This is a genomic window from Agrobacterium sp., assembly GCF_059499945.1.
The window spans coordinates 111,702-128,261 of the sequence record NZ_JCABZP010000014.1; the positions used below are offsets into that span (position 1 = coordinate 111,702).

Here is a 16,560-nt window from a genome sequence, read left to right on the forward strand (position 1 = left end):
GTGCGAGGTAATCGGTTTCCGTGACAGAATGATGATGCGGAAGGAAAAAAGCGCATTCGAAATGCGGCAAATCTTCAGAATATGCCGAAGACACAGAAGGACCTGACGAGGCGGTGCGGCTGGCAGAAATAAGGACTGCGCGAGTGTCCTGATGGGATGACGAACGTCGTTGCGACTTTCGTCATCCCACCCCATCAAAGCTCAGTGCTGTGTTTTGCCGATCAGGCGCGAACGCAGTGAGTTAGAGATATGGTCGAACAGGAAAACGACCAGGAGGATAAGCAGAACCATATAGGCGACCTTGTCCCAGTCGGCATTGGTGCCCATCGCTTCCAGTAGTTTAAGACCAATGCCGCCCGCACCCACCGCACCGATGATGGTGGCGGAGCGCGTGTTGCTTTCCCAGAAATAAAGCGATTGCGAAATGAAGACCGGCAGAACCTGCGGCAGCACACCGAAACGATTGACGGCAATCGGGGATGCGCCGACCGATTTGACGCCCTCGCGCTGCTTGTCATCGACATTCTCCAGCGCCTCAGCATAGACCTTGCCCAACGCTCCTGTATCGGTGAAGAAGATCGCGGCAATGCCGGGGATCGGTCCGGGGCCGAAACTGCGAGTGAAGAACAGCGCCCAGATCAGCATGTCGATCGAGCGCAGGAAGTCGAACAGGCGCTTCATGCCCCAGTTTGCGGCCTTGTTGGCGGTAATGTTGCGCGCGGCGATAAAGGCGAGCGGCAGGGCGACGACTGTACCGAACAGCGTGCCGACAAAGGCCATGACCAGCGTCTGCATCAGCTTGGAAAGAATATCGGCATGTTGCCAGACGCTGTTGTCGAGGAAATCATCGACCATGTGGCCGATATTGGAGCGCTCGGGATCGAGCCTCTCTCCCCACAGTGCGAGAGCGGCGAGTTCGCCATAACCCTTGCCCCAGAATTCCGATTTGGTGTCGAACAGGAAGTTCGCCCATCCGAGGAAGCGGCGCTGCACATAGACCTGGCTGGCGCGGATTTCCGCCTGACCAGCAAAACCGTAATGCACGAGGACCTTCTTGCCGTCCTGCTGGATTTCGTCGGGCAGGCCCTGTGGTGCGACCGCTGCATCGTCGTTGATGACAACAGGGTAGCTCTTGCCGTCGACATAAACATCCACCCGTGTCGGCGTCACGTCGAGGCGGTTGTCCGAGCCCGCATAAACGACGCTATAGCCGCCATCCGGCAAAGGCTGCAGCCAGTCGATCTTTGCATTTGTCGGATATTGACCGCGGCTCGACCATTGCGGCTGAACCTTGCCGTCTTCGAAACGAAGGCGTGGCTGGGCGCGCCAGGAGTACCAGTCCTGAATATAGCTCGAGGCGCGATCCCAGCGGCCCTGCATGAAAGCCGGACCGACATTGAAAAAGAAAAAGCAGCCGATGAGATAGGCAGTGACGGCGAGAAGGCCGACGAGCAGACCATATCGCTGCATGAAACTGCGGTTGAACACCTGCGGATGTGCAGCCGTCAATCTTTCGCGGTCGGCGGTGTTGAGAATGAAGCTGGACGACATCAGGCCGCTCCCCGTCCGAATTCGAAGGATTGCTGGCCGATCAGCCTGCGGCGCAGCCAGCTGGAAAACTGGTCTACGGCGATGATGGTGATCAGCAGAAGGATGATGATGGCATAGGTTTTCGACGCATGATCGTTGCCAATCGACAGCCGAAAGACCTCACCGATGCCGCCGCCGCCGACCGCACCGATGATGGTGGAGGCGCGTACGTTGATTTCGGCGCGCAGCAAGGCGTAGGAAACGAAATTGGGCAGAACCTGCGGCACGATGGCGAAACGCACCCGCTCCAGCCAGTTGGCGCCGGCGGCGCGCAGACCTTCATCCGGCTTCATGTCGGCATTTTCCACCACTTCGAAGAAGAGCTTGCCTAGCGCACCGATCGTGTGGACCGAAATCGCGATGATCGCCGCGATCGGACCGATCGACAGGATGGCGGTGAGCAGCCCGGCAACGACGATTTCCGGAAAGGCGCGCAGCACTTCCATCACCCGGCGCACCACCCAGCGCACGAGGCCGGCGCCGACGAGGTTGGTGGAGGCGAAGAAGCAGAGCACGAAGGCGAAGCCTGTACCGATGATGGTCGAGACGAGTGCGATGTTGAGGGTAATGATCAGCTGGTAGATGAAATGCGGTATGTAGAAACTGTCGGTGATGTAAACACGATCCGCAATATAATTATATTTCATCGAGCCGTTGTCATAGGGCGACGGCAGGTCGAACATCGCCCGGACGATTTCCATCGGACTATCGGGCACAAAGGTTTTCATGAAATCGAAAAAATACGGCAGGCGCTCGAAGAACTTGCCTGAATTGGCCGCATTGGCGAAATTCAGCGAGGCGGCGAGGATGACGAGAAAGATCACGAGCGAAATGGCAGTATAAATCCGCCGCGTCGCAAGCTGCTGTTGATAGTGGCGCATGACCGTCTGGGACGATGCGCTCAATCCCTCGGGCGTGAGGATACCATGGTGCAGTGTGGTCGCCATGCCGCTTTCCTTTATTGGCAAAAACGGCGATGCCGCAAGGCACCGCCGCTTTCGGAACGGTGGGTCAGGATCAGCCGCCGATAACGGACTTACGGGCGTCGACGATCGTCTGGTAGAAGGACGGATCAACCTTGATGTAAGCGGTGTTCTTGCCCTGCGTGTAACCCTGGAAGCAGGCGAGGTCCTTCTTGGGCAGTTCCATGAAGAAGTCTTCGACCTTCTTCTTCATGCTGTCGCCGAGCTTGTTGGCGACCATCAGCGGGCCGTTCGGGATCAGCGGCGACTTCCAGACTTCGACGATATCGTCCATGTCGAGGTTGCCCTTCTTCACCATCTGGTGAAGGTTGCCGCCCGAGTAGCCTTCTTCCCACTTGCCAACGCCCGAACCGAAGGTGGTGCCAACGTCGAACTTCTTGTCGAGAACGGCGAGAACGAGGTTCTCATGGCCGCCGCCGAAGCCGGTTTCAGCGAAAAATTCCTTGATCGGCGTGCCGGTTTCCTTCGGGATGGCGACGTTCGGAACGAGGAAGCCAGAAGTGGAATCTGGGTCGGCGAAACCGATCTTCTTGCCCTTGGCGTCTGCAAGCTTCTTGATGCCGCTGTCCTTGCGGGCAACCATGATGGTGTAATAACCGCTGGAACCGTCAGAACCCGTATAGGTCAGGATCGGATCGACGGCCTTGGGGTCTGCGAGCGCGATCTTGGCGTAGGAGGAAGCGCCCATGGAGGCGATGTCGATGGTGCCGCCGAGCAGGCCCTGAATGACGCCGTTATAGTCCGGCGACGGGAAAACCTGAACTTCGGAAACGCCGGTCGCGGCCTTCAGGCCATCGGCAACGCATTTCGTGCTGCGGATCATGTCGGCTTCGTTTTCGGAACCGTCGAGACCGATGCGCAGAACCTTGACGTCCTGAGCCATGGCGGAACCGGCCAGAACGCCAAGGGCGACTGCCGAAAGAAGGACTTTCTTCAACATGGACTTTCTCCTGTTTCCCGGCGAGCCGGAGTTTGTTTTGAAATACCGGCCCTTGACGCGGGCGCAAACGATGCTGAGCGGTTCCTCAGAGCCCGGCGAGAGCCAGCGGTTCGGGACCGGCAGATTGCTGTACCGGACGGGCGGGAAGCTGCGCGCCGGGAATATTGATGCTGGTTGAGGTCATGGTCTCGTCGATGCCGGCTCCGTGTGAATCGGTGCCGTAGATTTCCGCGACCGCCGCAGCCGTCAGGTCAGCCGGCGTGCCATCAAAGACGACGCGGCCCTGCGACATGCCGATGATACGTTCGCAATAATTGCGCGCCGTATCCAGCGTATGCAGGTTGGTGATGACGGTGATGCCTTCGCGCTCATTGATGTCGCGCAGCGCGTCCATGACGATCTTGGCGTTCAGCGGATCGAGCGAAGCAATCGGCTCATCGGCCAGCACCATCTTCGGAGACTGCATCAGCGCACGCGCAATGGCGACACGCTGCTGCTGGCCGCCGGAAAGCGTGCCCGCCGCCTGCATGGCCACATGTTCGATGCCCAGTCGCTCCAGCGCGGCGATCGCCATCAGCCGCTCTTCATGGGTGAAGATGTTGAAAAGGCTGAGCGCCGTCGAACGGTGATTGAGGCGGCCGAGCATGACATTGGTCAGCACGTCAAGGCGCGGCACCAGATTGAACTGCTGGAAGATCATGGCGCAGTCGCGCTGCCAGTTGCGGAGCGCCGCGCCCCTCAACGCCGAAACTTCCGTGTCGTTGAAATGAATGGAACCCGAGGAGGGGTCAACGAGGCGGTTGATCATGCGCAGCAGCGTCGATTTTCCCGCACCCGAGCGTCCGATCACGCCGACCATCTGACCTTGCGGTATCTCGACATCAACGGAATCGACCGCAGTGTGCTTGCCGAAACGGCGCGTGACTTGCTTCAGGTGAAAGCTCATTTCCCCGTCCAATCTTCTTTTGACGGGGTTCGACGTAACAGCGGCGCGTGAAGTGGGGATGTCAGTTTGATGAATAAAATATTACAGATTTCCCCGGGCTTGGCGTCCACCTGTTCGCCGACGAAGCTCTCGAGAGGCATGTCAGGGCGTTGAAATTCGCCGGCATTTTAGAGTGTATCGACAAAAATCCCGGGGTTTCGCCCCGGGATTTGCACTTGCCTTGCCAGAGGTGAGATTTCACCCACCATATTTTGCAACGAAATCCTTGGCATCCAGGTTGCGGAAATCGTCGAGAGCGACGCGCAATGTTCCGTGATCCCAATCCCACCACTTCAGATCATCCATTTGCCGGCCCAGCTCCGTCGGGAAGCGTTCCCGGATCAGCCGTGCGGGTACGCCGCCGACAATGGTATAGGGCGCAACGTCTTTCGAGACGACCGCACCCGCCCCGATCACCGCGCCGTTCCCAACTGTGACGCCGGGCAGGATCGTTGCGCCATGGCCGATCCAGACATCGTGGCCGATCACCACGCGTTTGGCGCGGCGGGCGGCAAAGAAGTCCGTTTCATCCTCGGCGTCGTCCCAATAGCTGTGAGCGCGATAGGTGAAATGATGCAGCGTCGCCCGCTGCATCGGGTGATTGGTAGCGTTGATCCGGACGGAAGCGGCGATATTGACGAATTTGCCGATGGTGGCGCACCATATCGCACCATCCTGCATGACATAGGAGTAATCGCCCATCTCGACTTCCTCGATGCGGCAGCGTTCCGAGATTTCGGTGTAGCGGCCGATCGAGGAATTGGTGACGCGTGCGCTTTCGTGGATGACGGGTTCGAGACCGACTTTCACGCTCATGCTGCGGCCTTCCGGGGGGAGAATTGCGAAACGTCGAGAATTCGGTCGGCCACGGCTTCGCGCACCTCTTCGTCGTGGAAGATGCCGAGCAGCGCCGTGCCCTTTTCTTTTTTCTCCCGGATCATGTCCACCACAACGCGCCGGTTGGTGGCGTCGAGCGAAGCCGTCGGCTCATCGAGAAGCAGGATTGCATGATCGGTGATGAAACCGCGCGCGATGTTGACGCGCTGCTGCTCACCGCCCGAAAAGGTTGCCGGCGGCAGTGACCATAGTTCCCGCGGCAGGTTGAGCTTCGAAAGCAATGCTGCCGCCTGTTCGCGCGCAACCTCAGTGGCAACCTTGCGCGCCAGAAGCGGCTCGGCAACGACGTCGATGGCCGCGACACGCGGCACGGTACGCAGGAACTGGCTGACATAACCGATGGTGCGGTGGCGGATATCGAGAATCTTGCGCGGCGAGGCATTGCCGATATCGACGACCTCACCCTCATGGCGGATGAGAATCTGCCCGCTGTCGATGGCGTAATTGCCATAGAGCATTTTCAGGATCGAGCTTTTGCCGATGCCCGAAGGACCGCCGAGCACGACACATTCGCCGCTGCAGACTGAGAAATTGACGTCGCGGACGACAGGCAGCTCGATGCCGTCGCGAAGATGCATGGTGAAGCTTTTGAAGACTTCCGAAACGATGAGAGGCGTCGTCATGGCGTCAAACCTGCAAAATGGAGGAAACAAGCAGTTGCGTGTAGGGCTCGCGTGGATCGTCCAGCACCCGGTCGGTCAGGCCGTGCTCGATGACATCGCCGCCCTTCATCACCATCATGCGGTGAGACAGCAGCCGTGCGACTGCGAGATCATGGGTGACGACGACAACGGCGAGACCGAGATCATTGACGAGGCCGCGGACCAGATCGAGCAGACGCGCCTGCACGGAGACATCGAGGCCACCGGTCGGCTCATCCATGAAGACGAGGCGCGGCGAGGTGACGAGGTTGCGGGCAATCTGCAGGCGCTGGCGCATCCCACCCGAGAAGGCGCGGGGCTGGTCGTCGATACGGTCGGTGCCGATTTCCACCCGCTCCAGCCATTCGCTGGCCGATTGCCTGATATTGCCGTAATGCCTGTTGCCGACAGCCATCAGCCGCTCGCCGACATTGGCGCCGGCCGAAACCGCCATGCGCAGTCCATCCGCCGGGTTCTGGTGCACGAAACCCCAGTCGGTCCGCATCAGGAAACGCCGTTCGGCCTCGCCCATATGGTAGAGATCACGCACCGAGCCGTCGCGCATGCGATATTCCACGCTGCCGGCCGTTGGCATGAGCCGGGTGGAAATGCAGTTGAGCAGTGTCGTCTTGCCGGAACCGGATTCGCCGACAATGGCCAGAACCTCACCCGGGTAAAGCTCGAAGGAGACGTTGCGGCAACCGGCGCGGTCGCCATAATATTTGGAGACGTCCCTGACTTTCAAAAGCGGTGCGTCGGTCATTCTGCAGCCTCCCTCACATCCGCCAGCAGATGGCCCTTGTGGCCATGGGCGCGGCGGTCCTCGCAATGGTCGGTATCGGAGCAGACGAACATCCGCCCGCCCTTGTCGTCCAGCACTACCTCGTCCAGATAGACATTCTCGCCACCGCACAGCGCACAGGGCTTGTCAAAGCGCTGGATCTCGAACGGATGGTCCTCGAAATCGAGGCTGACGACGTCCGTATAGGGCGGCACGGCATAGATGCGTTTTTCGCGCCCGGCGCCGAACAGCTGCAATGCGTCCGAGAGATGCATTTTCGGATTATCGAATTTCGGGGTCGGGGATGGATCCATAACATAACGCCCGGCAACCTTCACCGGATAGGCGTAGGTGGTGGAGATGCGACCGTTGCGGGCGATGTCCTCGTAAAGCTTGACATGCATCAGGCCATATTCTTCCAGCGCGTGCATGACGCGGGTTTCGGTCTCGCGTGGCTCCAGGAAGCGCAAGGGCTCGGGGATCGGAACCTGATAGACCAGGACCTGGCCCGAATGCAGCTCCTCTTCCGGAATACGGTGCCGCGTCTGGATGATGGTCGCATCCTTCGTGCGGGTGGTGACGGCAACATTCGCCACCTTCTGGAAGAAGGCGCGAATGGAGACGGCGTTGGTGGTGTCGTCGGCGCCCTGGTCGATGACCTTGAGTACATCGTCGGGACCGAGGATGGAGGCTGTCAGCTGCACGCCGCCGGTGCCCCAGCCATAGGGCATGGGCATTTCGCGGGAAGCGAAGGGGACCTGATAACCGGGAATGGCGATGGCTTTCAGGATCGCCCGGCGGATCATCCGCTTGGTCTGTTCGTCCAGATAGGCGAAGTTGTAGGCGGCCAGCCCGTCGTCAAATGAAACTTCTTTAAGCATTGCGCGTTAGCCTTGTGAAAAAAGGAGTACAAGCTCATGGAGATTGGAATTCTTGCAGCCGTGTTCTTTGCTGTCTTTGCAGCATCGACCGTCTTTTGCGCCCTTTGGTTTGGTGAGCAGGGCAGCCGCTGAGCTATTCGGCCGCATCGCCCATCCACTCCGCGCCATCGGCGTTGATCGCCTCGAAATCGGCACGCATTTTCCTGACCAGACCGAGTTCGGCCTGAAAATCCACGTAGTGCGGCAATTTCAGATGTTCGACGAAGCCTGTCGCCTGCACGTTGTCGGCATGTGAGATGACAAATTCCTCGTCCTGCGCGGGGGCGACAACATCCTCGCCGAATTCGCCCGCACGCAGCGCCCGGTCGACCAGCGACATGGCCATTGCCTTGCGCTCGCTCTGGCCAAACACCAGACCGTAACCGCGGGTGAATTGCGGCGGCGCCTTAGCCGAGCCCTTGAACTGGTTCACCATCTGGCATTCGGTGACCTGGATGTCGCCGAGCGAAACGGAGAAGCCGAGTTCCGGCACGTCCAGTTCGATCTCCACCTCGCCGATGCGGATTTCGCCGACGAAGGGATGCGTGCGGCCGTAACCGCGTTGCGTCGAATAGGCGAGTGCGAGAAGGAAGCCCTCATCACCGCGCGCCAGCGACTGCAGACGCAGGTCACGCGCCATCGGAAATTCCATCGGCTCCCGCGTCAGGTCGCCGGCAATATGATCATCAGGCATATCGCCGTCGCTTTCGATCAGCCCCTCCTCGGCCAGAATGTCGGAAACGCGCATGACATAATCAGGCTCGCCTTCCCGCTGGGTGGCGGTCTTGACGGCTTCGTCTTCCAAAAGAGTGGGGTCAAGCAGGCGATGGGTATAATCGAAGGTCGGCCCCAGCAATTGTCCGCCGGGCAAATCCTTGTAGGTTGCGGAAACGCGGCGCTGGACCGTCATGCCGGCGGTGTCCACCGGAACCGAATAACCGAAACGCGGCAGCGTGGTGCGGTAGGCGCGCAGCAGGAAGATGGCTTCGATCATGTCGCCGCGGGCCTGCTTGACGGCAAGCGCCGCAAGCGACTGATCATAAAGGGACGCTTCCGCCATTACACGGTCGACGGCGAGCGAAAGCTGCGAAACGATCTGCGTAACGGTCATCGCGGGCAGGTCGCGGTCTCCGCGCCGCTTGTCGGCCAGAAGCCGGTGGGCGTTGGCGATGGCGGTCTCTCCGCCTTTGACAGCAACATACATCTTATGCCTCCACGGGTTTGATGCGCGTCGTGCGCGGCAGGCAGACAAATCGGTCGGCGGATGTCAGGATGACGTCGACGCCGCGCGGGAAAGCGGCATTGTTTTCCGCCCACAGCCTCGGGAATATGTCCGGCAGGCCGGTGGGGCTGATGATGTTGACGTGGCGAATGCCGGGGCCAGAGAGCAGCAGTTCCCGTCCACCGTCCAGATCAGGCAACTCGACGATAAGCGTTGTGGAGCGGTCGGGATATTCCTGGCTGCCCTGGGCGAAGAGGCCGAAGGAGGCAATGGCGCTTCCCGCCTCGATGACGGCGAAATGTGCCGCGCTTTTTTCTTCCGTTGCCACTGCCCCGGTGTGAAATCCGATCCAGCCCGGCACCGCGGTTTTGCGCAGCGGGCCGCTCAGCCAGACCGGCGTATCATGGTCGCAAAGCGCCAGCAGAACCGCGCCTGTTGCAACGCCAAGCGGTAGCGGCGGGGCGACCGCCGTTTCGATGGTCTGCGGTGTGCCCGGACGGGCCATGCCGTCCATCAGCTTTTTGAAAATCCGTTGGGAATCGAAGACGGTGTCAGAAAAACCGCCGGTCAGTGCTTCGGCCTTGACGCTCATCAATCCTCTCCTCGAACCATGGTGAAGAAATCGACCCGGGTGGCGGCAGTTTCCTTGGTCGTGCGCTGTTTTTCCGCGGTCAGCCTTTTTTCGACCGGGGAAAGAAGCTCGGTCTCGATAAAGTCCCGCGTCGGGCTTTCCTGCCAGAGGGCGTCGAAAACGGCGGCATACCAGGCCTTCTTGCGGCCGGTGCCGAGAACATGGGCATGGCCGACGGTGCCGGATGCGAGCTTGATCGTTGCCCGGGTAACGGTGGTTTCGCCGAGATTAAAAGGTGCCCCGCCGCCGCCGATACGGCCCTTGACCATGACGAGGCCGGTTTCCGGTCCGCGCACATTTTCCGTCTGGGGGCTGGCGTCCTGCCGGCTCCACACCGTTTCGAGTTCCTGAACGGTGGCGCGGGCAAGAAGGGCCGCCACTCGCTTTCTCTCCGCATGTATATTCGCAGCTTCGTTATTCATCGCTTGACCTCTAATGTCTATTGATATAGACAACTATACAATATAAGCTACAATTAACGTCGATGAATGACAAGCGTGTGACATGAGCCCTGCGGCAGCGATGAAAAGAAAGAACGGCGTGGCGCTCTGGCGGCAGATCGCCGACCGGATCAGAGGCGAGATCGCGGCAGGCGATCACGACGAAACCGGCATGTTGCCGCCGGAAATGGCGCTGGCTGAAAAATTCGGCGTCAACCGCCATACTGTGAGAAGCGCCATTGCCGCATTGGCCAGTGAAGGCATTCTCGAGCCAATGCAGGGGCGTGGCACGATGATCGCCCGCAAGGAGCGCCTGAGTTTTCCGATTTCACGGCGCACGCGATTTACGGAGGGCATTGGCGATCAGGTGAAGGAAATGGAGGCGCTGCTTCTGTCCCATACCACCGAGCCGGCCAATGCCGATCTGGCGGCGCGACTGCAAGTGCCATCAGGCGCGCCTCTCGTGCGCCTCGAAACGCTGCGCAAGGCGGATAACCGCCCTGTATCCCGCTCGACCACATGGTTCCCGGCCGACCGTTTTGCCGGAATAGGCGAGGCCTATCAGAAAAGCGGCTCGATCACGGCCGCTTTCCAGATGCTCGGCGTGGCGGATTACGTGCGCATTTCCACCGTCATCTCCGCCAGCCATGCGGATACGCAGGATCTGGCCGATCTCGAATTGTCGCCGGGCGCGATCCTGCTCGTCACCCAGGCGCTGAACGCCGATATGGATGGCGTGCCGGTGCAATACGCCATCAGCCGTTTTTCGGCCGATACGGTCGAATTCACGGTGGAAAATTGAGGTGAAAGCCGCGGCGGAAGCTTATTCCGTCTGCGATAGGCCCAGCACATCGAGCATCGAATAGAAGCCCGGCTTCTTGTCGAAGGCCCAGAGCGCTGCCACAATTGCCCCGCGTGCGAAGATGGAGCGGTCGCCGGCATAATGGGAAAGCTCCACGCGCTCTCCCTCTCCGGCGAAGATCACCGAATGTTCGCCAATTACGGAACCGCCGCGCAGCGTGGCGAAACCGATGGTGCCGGTCTCACGCGCGCCTGTATGCCCGTCGCGCACGCGAACGGAAGAGGCCGCGAGATCAACCTTGCGACCGGCCGCTGCTGCTTCGCCGAGCAGCAATGCAGTACCCGAAGGCGCATCCACCTTGTGCTTGTGGTGCATTTCAAGGATTTCGATATCCCAGTTCTGCGCATCCAGCGCCTGCGCCGCCTGCTGCGTCAAAACGCTGAGCAGGTTGACGCCGAGGCTCATATTGCCCGACTTGACGATGCGGGCATGGCGCGACGCCGCCTTGAATTTTTCCTCATCTTCCGATGAACAGCCCGTGGTTCCGATGACGTGCACGATGCGAGCCTGCGCGGCGAGGCCCGCAAAGGTGACGCTGGTTGCCGGAGAGGTGAAATCAATCACCCCTTCCGCATGCAGGAAGGCTTGCAAAGGATCGCTGGTGATCTCGACGCCGATCGGGCCAAGACCGGCGATCTCACCGGCGTCGCGGCCGACAAAAGCGGAGCCTTCGCGTGCGACGGCGGCATGCAGCTGAACGCCAGGGGTCTGGTGAATGAGGCGGATGAGCGCCTGTCCCATGCGGCCCGCCGCGCCGACCACCACAAGTTTCATGCCGCTGCTGCCCATGCTGTCACTCACTTTTCATGTCGGGCGGATCGGAACCCGCCGGTATCGGATGTTGGATGTTTACGCAGCGACGTTAAAGACCGTCCGCCCGCTTCGCAAGCATCACATAAGAACAGCCCGAGCGATCAGGCTCTCCAGCGTCGCCCGTCCAGCGACAGGCCGAAATCGGATGGCGTTCTTGAATAGGTGGCGAGACCGGAAAGGGCGGCCTGCGGATGGGTGACGACGAAGGTCGGGATGGTCCGCATCAGCGCGCTGTGCGGCGCCTTGTCCTCGAAGGCGGCCCGGAACTCCGGGCTTTTCAGCGCCGGAACGATCTTCTGCGAAATGCCGCCGGCCAGATAGACGCCGCCCTTGGCCATGAAGATCAGCGCGAGATCGCCTGCCACCCGGCCGAGATAGGTGCTGAACAGCGAAAGTGTTTCTTTAGCCTGCGGGTTCTTGCCCGAAAGCCCGTGCGAGGTGATGTCGGCCGGATCGGAAAAGACGGGTTCGATGCCATCGGCTTTGCAGACGGCACGGTAAAGATTGACCAGCCCACGCCCGCAGAGGATCTGTTCGCCGGCGACGCGGCCTTCGATGGTTTCGATATGCGGGAAAACCGCATAGTCGCGCGCGCTTCTCGGGCCGATATCGATATGCCCGCCTTCGCCAGGCACCGGAAACCACATATGGCGGGCATAAACCAGTCCGGCAACACCAAGCCCTGTGCCTGGCCCAAGAACGACGCGCGAAGCCAGCACATCTTTTTTGCCGGAGCCGATGGCGTCGCGGTTATCGTCGTCCAGTGCTGCAATCGCGAGAGCCTGCGCTTCAAAGTCATTGATGACGATGACGTCCTTCAGGCCGAGATTGGCCAGCATGTCCTTCGGTTTGACAACCCAATGGCAGTTGGTGAGCGGAATCTCGTCACCTTCGATCGGGCCGGCAATCGCAAGAATGGTCGAGACCGGCTGAAGCGAGGTCTTGTCCAGAACCGCCTGCTGGATGGCGTCGTCGATCGTCGGATATTCCGCCGTCTTCACGGTGGTGAGGTGCACCGGTTCCGCAAAGGAATCGATCAGAATGGAAAAGCGGGCGTTGGTACCGCCGATGTCGCCAAGAAGGATCGGAAAGGACAGATATTCGGTATCGGACGTCTTCGGCATTGCCTGTTCCATTGTCGGAGTGTCAATTGGCGACGTGGAAGTCGATGAGGTTTTCTGCGGTGGCGCGGTTGAGCGCCATGGGAATGTCATAGACCGTGGCAAGCCGGGTCAGCGCCTTCACGTCAACATCGTGCGGCATGGCTGTCAGCGGATCGGTGAAGAAGATCAGCATGTCGACTTCGCCTGTCGCGATCATCGCGCCGATCTGCTGGTCACCGCCGAGGGGGCCGCTTTTGAGGCGAGTGACTTCAAGTCCGGGACAGGCTTCCTGTACCCGCCCGCCGGTTGTGCCGGTGGCGACGATCCTGAAACCGGCAAGCGCCTTCTGGTGATGACGGGCGAAATCCGCCATATCGTCCTTTTTCTCGTCGTGAGCGATGAGCGCGATACAGCGTTGTCCTTCCATGGTCCCAGCCTGTCCTCAAAGAATTAAATCGATTTGAAGCCTTCTATAACAGCTTGCCGCCATTTGAAAAGGGAAGCTGTTGAATGCCTCATTTCTGTTTCAGTTCAATGTCGGACGCTGGGTCGGAAGCGGAATATCCGAAGGCGGCTGCAGGGCGGGGGCGGCCTGAATGACCTGTTCCACGCTTTGCTGGCGCGCGGCCGGGGCCTGAACCGGCGCTGGAGAATAGGCCTGGGCGGCAATGCCCTGGCGGTTGGCGGAAGGGGCCGCAGCCACGGCAGCGCAGGCGGAAGGCAGGTCGGAGACCATGACCGGACGCGGTTTCACCGGCTTGGCATTGGGGTCCTTTTTCGGCGGCGCCCATGGTTCCTTGCTGAACCACCAGGCAAGCGACTTGTCGCAGCCGTCACCTTTGCCCACGGCCGCCTGCGGTTTGCAATTGGGCGCGCCGGGCGGGCATTCGAGGCGGATGTGGAAATGCTCGTCATGACCATAGATCGGCCTGATCTTGCCCATGAAGGTGCGGTCGCCGGTCCAGGTCTGGCAGAGTTTCTGCTTGATGGCCGGGTTGACGAAGACGCGCTCCACCTGCGGATAGCTTGCCGCCATCATCACCAGCCGGGCATTGAGCGGCGACCATTTGCGGTCATCGACCGTCAGGAACTTGCTCTTGTCCAGCATGGAAACGAAAGGCACCGTTTCGCGCTGCTCCACGGTCAGCCGGGGGGTGGGCATGGGTCGCCACCACACATCGACATCGAGGCCGATCTGGTGCGACGCATGGCCTGTCAGCATCGGGCCGCCACGCGGCTGGGAAATGTCGCCGAGCAGCAATCCCGGCCAGCCGATCTTCTGTGCGTCCTGCGAAAATTGCTCGAGGAAAGAAATAAGCTGTGGTTGGCCCCAGCGCCGGTTGCGGGAAAGGCGCATGGCCTGCCAGCCGGGACCATCAGTCGGCATGGCGATGGCGCCGGACTGGCAGCCCTTGGCATAGGAGCCGATCGGCTGCGAGCCCGTGGCGGAAGGCAGCGCCATATGGCCGAACACTTCTTTTGCGGGCCTGTCCTCGGCCGATGCGGTTTCCATCTGCAACTGCAGTGCGGAGACGACCGAAATCGCCAGCATGGCCGCCTTGAAAACTCTCGATGATCCCGCCGTCATATAGTCGTGCCCGTCCGATCAGATGATTCTCTTCCCCTCAGGATAAACTGGAACGGGATTTTGTTGAAACCATGTTTCGCCCCGCATCTCGCAAACCGGGAAGATAAAGGCGCCGATAAAGAGCTTGTGAGCCGGTGCATCTGTTTTTTGCCAATCTTTGTTTTATGCTCTCTCCAACAAACACGAAAACAGGGACATTCCCCCAATGATATTGGCACCACTGAAATCCCGTCTCCTCATTGCCCTTGCGGCATCCGCCTTGCTGATACCGGCGACGGCCTCCGCACAATCGGCCGATGTATGGCGAAAGGGGATTTCGACGGTCGGGGAACTGAAACATCCCGATGGCTTCGATCATTTTGACTATGTGAACACCAAGGCACCCAAAGGCGGCACGCTTCGTCTGTCGACGACGGGCACCTTCGACACGCTCAATCCGCTGCTCGCCAAGGGTGAGGCGGCGACGGGCCTTTCGCTGGTTTTCGATACATTGATGAAGTCGACGGAAGAGGAGCTGTCTGCCTCCTACGGCCTGCTGGCCGAGGGGGTGAGCTATCCCGACGATATTTCGAAGGCCACCTTCCGGCTGCGTGCGGACGCCAAATGGGCTGATGGCAAGCCGGTGACGCCAGAGGATGTCGTCTTCAGCTTCGAAAAAGCGAAGGACCTCAGCCCGCAGCTCGCGACCTATTACATCCATGTCACCAAGGCAGAGGTGAGCGGCGAAAGGGACATCACCTTCACTTTCGATGAAAAGAACAATCGCGAATTGCCGCAGATCGTCGGCCAATTGCTGATCGTTCCCAAACACTGGTGGGAGGCCGCCGGTCCGGACGGCAAGCCGCGCGACATCTCGCGCGGCACGCTCGAGCCGGTCATGGGCTCGGGGCCCTACAAGATTGCGTCAGTCTCTCCCGGCTCCACAATCACCTATGAACGCCGCGACGACTACTGGGGCAAGGACGTCAATGTGAATGTGGGGATGAATAATTTCAAAACCATCGCCTACACCTTCTTTGCCGATCAGGATGTGGACTTTCAGGCCTTCAAGTCCGGCACCGTCGATTTCCGGCAGGAAGCCTCCTCCAGCCGCTGGGTCACCGGTTATGATTTTCCGGCCGTCAAGGAGGGCCGCGTCAAGAAGGAAGAGCTGCCGAACATCTATCGTTCCGTCGGCATCATGCAGGCCTTCGTGCCGAACATGCGCAGGGAGAAGTTCCAGAACCCGAAACTGCGCAAGGCGCTCAATTACGCCTTCGATTTCGAGGAGCTGAACCGGACGCTGGCCTATGGTCAATTCCAGCGCATCAACAGCTTCTTCATGGGCAGTGAACTGGCCTCTTCCGGACTGCCGACCGGTCGCGAGCTGGAAATTCTGCAGGAGCTGAAGGATCAGGTTCCGCCGGAAGTCTTCACGACAGAATATCGCAACCCGGTCGCCGGTGATCCGGCCAAGCAGCGCGACAATCTGCGCGAGGCGGTCAAGCTGATGAAGGAGGCCGGTTACGAACTGCGCGGCAACCGCATGGTCAATGCGGCGAGCGGACAGCCGCTTGATATGGAGTTTCTGATAGATTCCGCCGGCATGGAAAGAACCATCCTGCCCTATGTCCAGAACCTGAAGAAGATCGGCATCAACGCGACGATCCGCACGGTCGACGCCTCGCAATATACCAACCGCACCCGCAGTTTCGATTATGACGTGATCGTCAAGCTCTGGGCGACCTCGGCGAACCCGGGTAACGAACAGGCGGATTTCTGGGGCTCGGCCGCCGCCGATCGGCAGGGATCCAATAATATTGCCGGAATCAAGAACCCGGCCGTTGATGCGTTGGTCAGGAAGGTCATATTCGCGCCCAACCGGGATGAGCAGGTGGCTGCGGCACGGGCGCTCGACCGGGTGCTTCTGGCAAACAGCTACGTCATACCGCAATTCTACCGCGGCGAGATGTTCATCGCTTACTGGAATACGCTCATTCGCCCGGAAAACCTGCCCGAATATGGTGTCGGTTTTCCTGATGCATGGTGGTCCAGCCAGGCCGGAAACTGACGCCGGCCTTGCTTTCGCGGCAAAGGCTTGATTCACATAGGGCGAGACGAATCGCTTAAAGCGCGCAGGCAGCGCTTTCAGGAAAGGACCGGGTTTGACAGAAACGAAAACCGC

17 protein-coding genes are annotated in these 16,560 nt (G+C 60.0%); 2 read left to right on the plus strand and 15 right to left on the minus strand.

Annotated elements, in window-relative coordinates; all coding sequences use genetic code 11:
• Positions 1-201 precede the first annotated feature (201 nt).
• The 11 genes from phnE (AC5I5B_RS12245) to phnG form a co-directional block, all read right to left on the minus strand.
• Positions 202-1,551 carry a phosphonate ABC transporter, permease protein PhnE gene (phnE, locus tag AC5I5B_RS12245; protein ID WP_003507311.1) on the minus strand — a complete coding sequence of 450 codons (1,350 nt, stop codon included), beginning with the start codon at positions 1,549-1,551 and terminating at the stop codon, positions 202-204.
• On the minus strand, positions 1,551-2,537 hold the full coding sequence (phnE, locus tag AC5I5B_RS12250) for a phosphonate ABC transporter, permease protein PhnE (RefSeq protein WP_003507313.1): 987 nt from the start codon (positions 2,535-2,537) through the stop codon (positions 1,551-1,553). Before phnE (AC5I5B_RS12250) ends, phnE (AC5I5B_RS12245) begins: the two co-directional genes overlap by 1 nt.
• A 70-nt stretch (positions 2,538-2,607) precedes the next feature.
• Positions 2,608-3,513 (minus strand): phosphonate ABC transporter substrate-binding protein, encoded by a 906-nt coding sequence (gene phnD, locus AC5I5B_RS12255; protein WP_003507314.1) that lies wholly within the window; start codon positions 3,511-3,513, stop codon positions 2,608-2,610.
• An 85-nt stretch (positions 3,514-3,598) separates the two neighbouring features.
• On the minus strand, positions 3,599-4,459 hold the full coding sequence (phnC, locus tag AC5I5B_RS12260; RefSeq protein WP_080865714.1) for a phosphonate ABC transporter ATP-binding protein: 861 nt from the start codon (positions 4,457-4,459) through the stop codon (positions 3,599-3,601).
• Positions 4,460-4,696: 237 nt separating this feature from the next.
• Positions 4,697-5,314: a transferase hexapeptide repeat family protein gene (locus AC5I5B_RS12265; RefSeq protein WP_003507319.1), complete on the minus strand. Its 618-nt coding sequence runs from the start codon at positions 5,312-5,314 to the stop codon at positions 4,697-4,699.
• Entirely contained in the window at positions 5,311-6,018 is a 708-nt protein-coding gene (phnL, locus tag AC5I5B_RS12270) for a phosphonate C-P lyase system protein PhnL (protein ID WP_003507321.1), read from the minus strand. The genes AC5I5B_RS12265 and phnL overlap by 4 nt, the downstream gene beginning before the upstream one ends.
• 4 nt (positions 6,019-6,022) lie before the next feature.
• Positions 6,023-6,799 (minus strand): phosphonate C-P lyase system protein PhnK, encoded by a 777-nt coding sequence (phnK, locus tag AC5I5B_RS12275; RefSeq protein ID WP_003507323.1) that lies wholly within the window; start codon positions 6,797-6,799, stop codon positions 6,023-6,025.
• Positions 6,796-7,698 (minus strand): alpha-D-ribose 1-methylphosphonate 5-phosphate C-P-lyase PhnJ, encoded by a 903-nt coding sequence (locus AC5I5B_RS12280; protein ID WP_495752734.1) that lies wholly within the window; start codon positions 7,696-7,698, stop codon positions 6,796-6,798. Before AC5I5B_RS12280 ends, phnK begins: the two co-directional genes overlap by 4 nt.
• 133 nt (positions 7,699-7,831) lie before the next feature.
• A complete protein-coding gene (locus AC5I5B_RS12285; protein ID WP_131861316.1) occupies positions 7,832-8,941 on the minus strand; it encodes a carbon-phosphorus lyase complex subunit in 1,110 nt (369 codons plus the stop codon).
• A gap of 1 nt (position 8,942) precedes the next feature.
• Positions 8,943-9,551, minus strand: coding sequence for a phosphonate C-P lyase system protein PhnH (gene phnH / locus AC5I5B_RS12290; protein WP_003507330.1), 609 nt, complete (start codon positions 9,549-9,551; stop codon positions 8,943-8,945).
• Complete coding sequence (phnG, locus tag AC5I5B_RS12295) at positions 9,551-10,012, minus strand: phosphonate C-P lyase system protein PhnG (protein ID WP_035213085.1); 462 nt, start codon at positions 10,010-10,012, stop codon at positions 9,551-9,553. Before phnG ends, phnH begins: the two co-directional genes overlap by 1 nt.
• An 82-nt stretch (positions 10,013-10,094) precedes the next feature.
• Between phnG and phnF the strand changes: the two genes are divergently transcribed.
• Positions 10,095-10,832 carry a phosphonate metabolism transcriptional regulator PhnF gene (phnF, locus tag AC5I5B_RS12300; protein ID WP_003507334.1) on the plus strand — a complete coding sequence of 246 codons (738 nt, stop codon included), beginning with the start codon at positions 10,095-10,097 and terminating at the stop codon, positions 10,830-10,832.
• A 21-nt stretch (positions 10,833-10,853) separates the two neighbouring features.
• Here phnF and dapB read toward each other — a convergent pair whose 3' ends face one another.
• The 4 genes from dapB to mepA all read right to left on the minus strand — a co-directional run bounded on the left by dapB (position 10,854) and on the right by mepA (position 14,396).
• Positions 10,854-11,681, minus strand: coding sequence for a 4-hydroxy-tetrahydrodipicolinate reductase (gene dapB / locus AC5I5B_RS12305; protein ID WP_060722760.1), 828 nt, complete (start codon positions 11,679-11,681; stop codon positions 10,854-10,856).
• A gap of 125 nt (positions 11,682-11,806) precedes the next feature.
• The gene (locus tag AC5I5B_RS12310) at positions 11,807-12,829 is read right to left on the minus strand and encodes a glucokinase (protein WP_003507337.1); all 1,023 of its coding nucleotides are present in this window, start codon (positions 12,827-12,829) and stop codon (positions 11,807-11,809) included.
• A 22-nt stretch (positions 12,830-12,851) separates the two neighbouring features.
• Positions 12,852-13,235 carry a methylglyoxal synthase gene (locus AC5I5B_RS12315; protein WP_003507338.1) on the minus strand — a complete coding sequence of 128 codons (384 nt, stop codon included), beginning with the start codon at positions 13,233-13,235 and terminating at the stop codon, positions 12,852-12,854.
• Positions 13,236-13,334: 99 nt separating this feature from the next.
• Positions 13,335-14,396: a penicillin-insensitive murein endopeptidase gene (gene mepA / locus AC5I5B_RS12320; protein WP_060722761.1), complete on the minus strand. Its 1,062-nt coding sequence runs from the start codon at positions 14,394-14,396 to the stop codon at positions 13,335-13,337.
• A 205-nt stretch (positions 14,397-14,601) separates the two neighbouring features.
• Between mepA and AC5I5B_RS12325 the strand changes: the two genes are divergently transcribed.
• A complete protein-coding gene (locus AC5I5B_RS12325) occupies positions 14,602-16,446 on the plus strand; it encodes an extracellular solute-binding protein (protein ID WP_060722762.1) in 1,845 nt (614 codons plus the stop codon).
• The last annotated feature ends 114 nt before the right edge of the window (positions 16,447-16,560 follow it).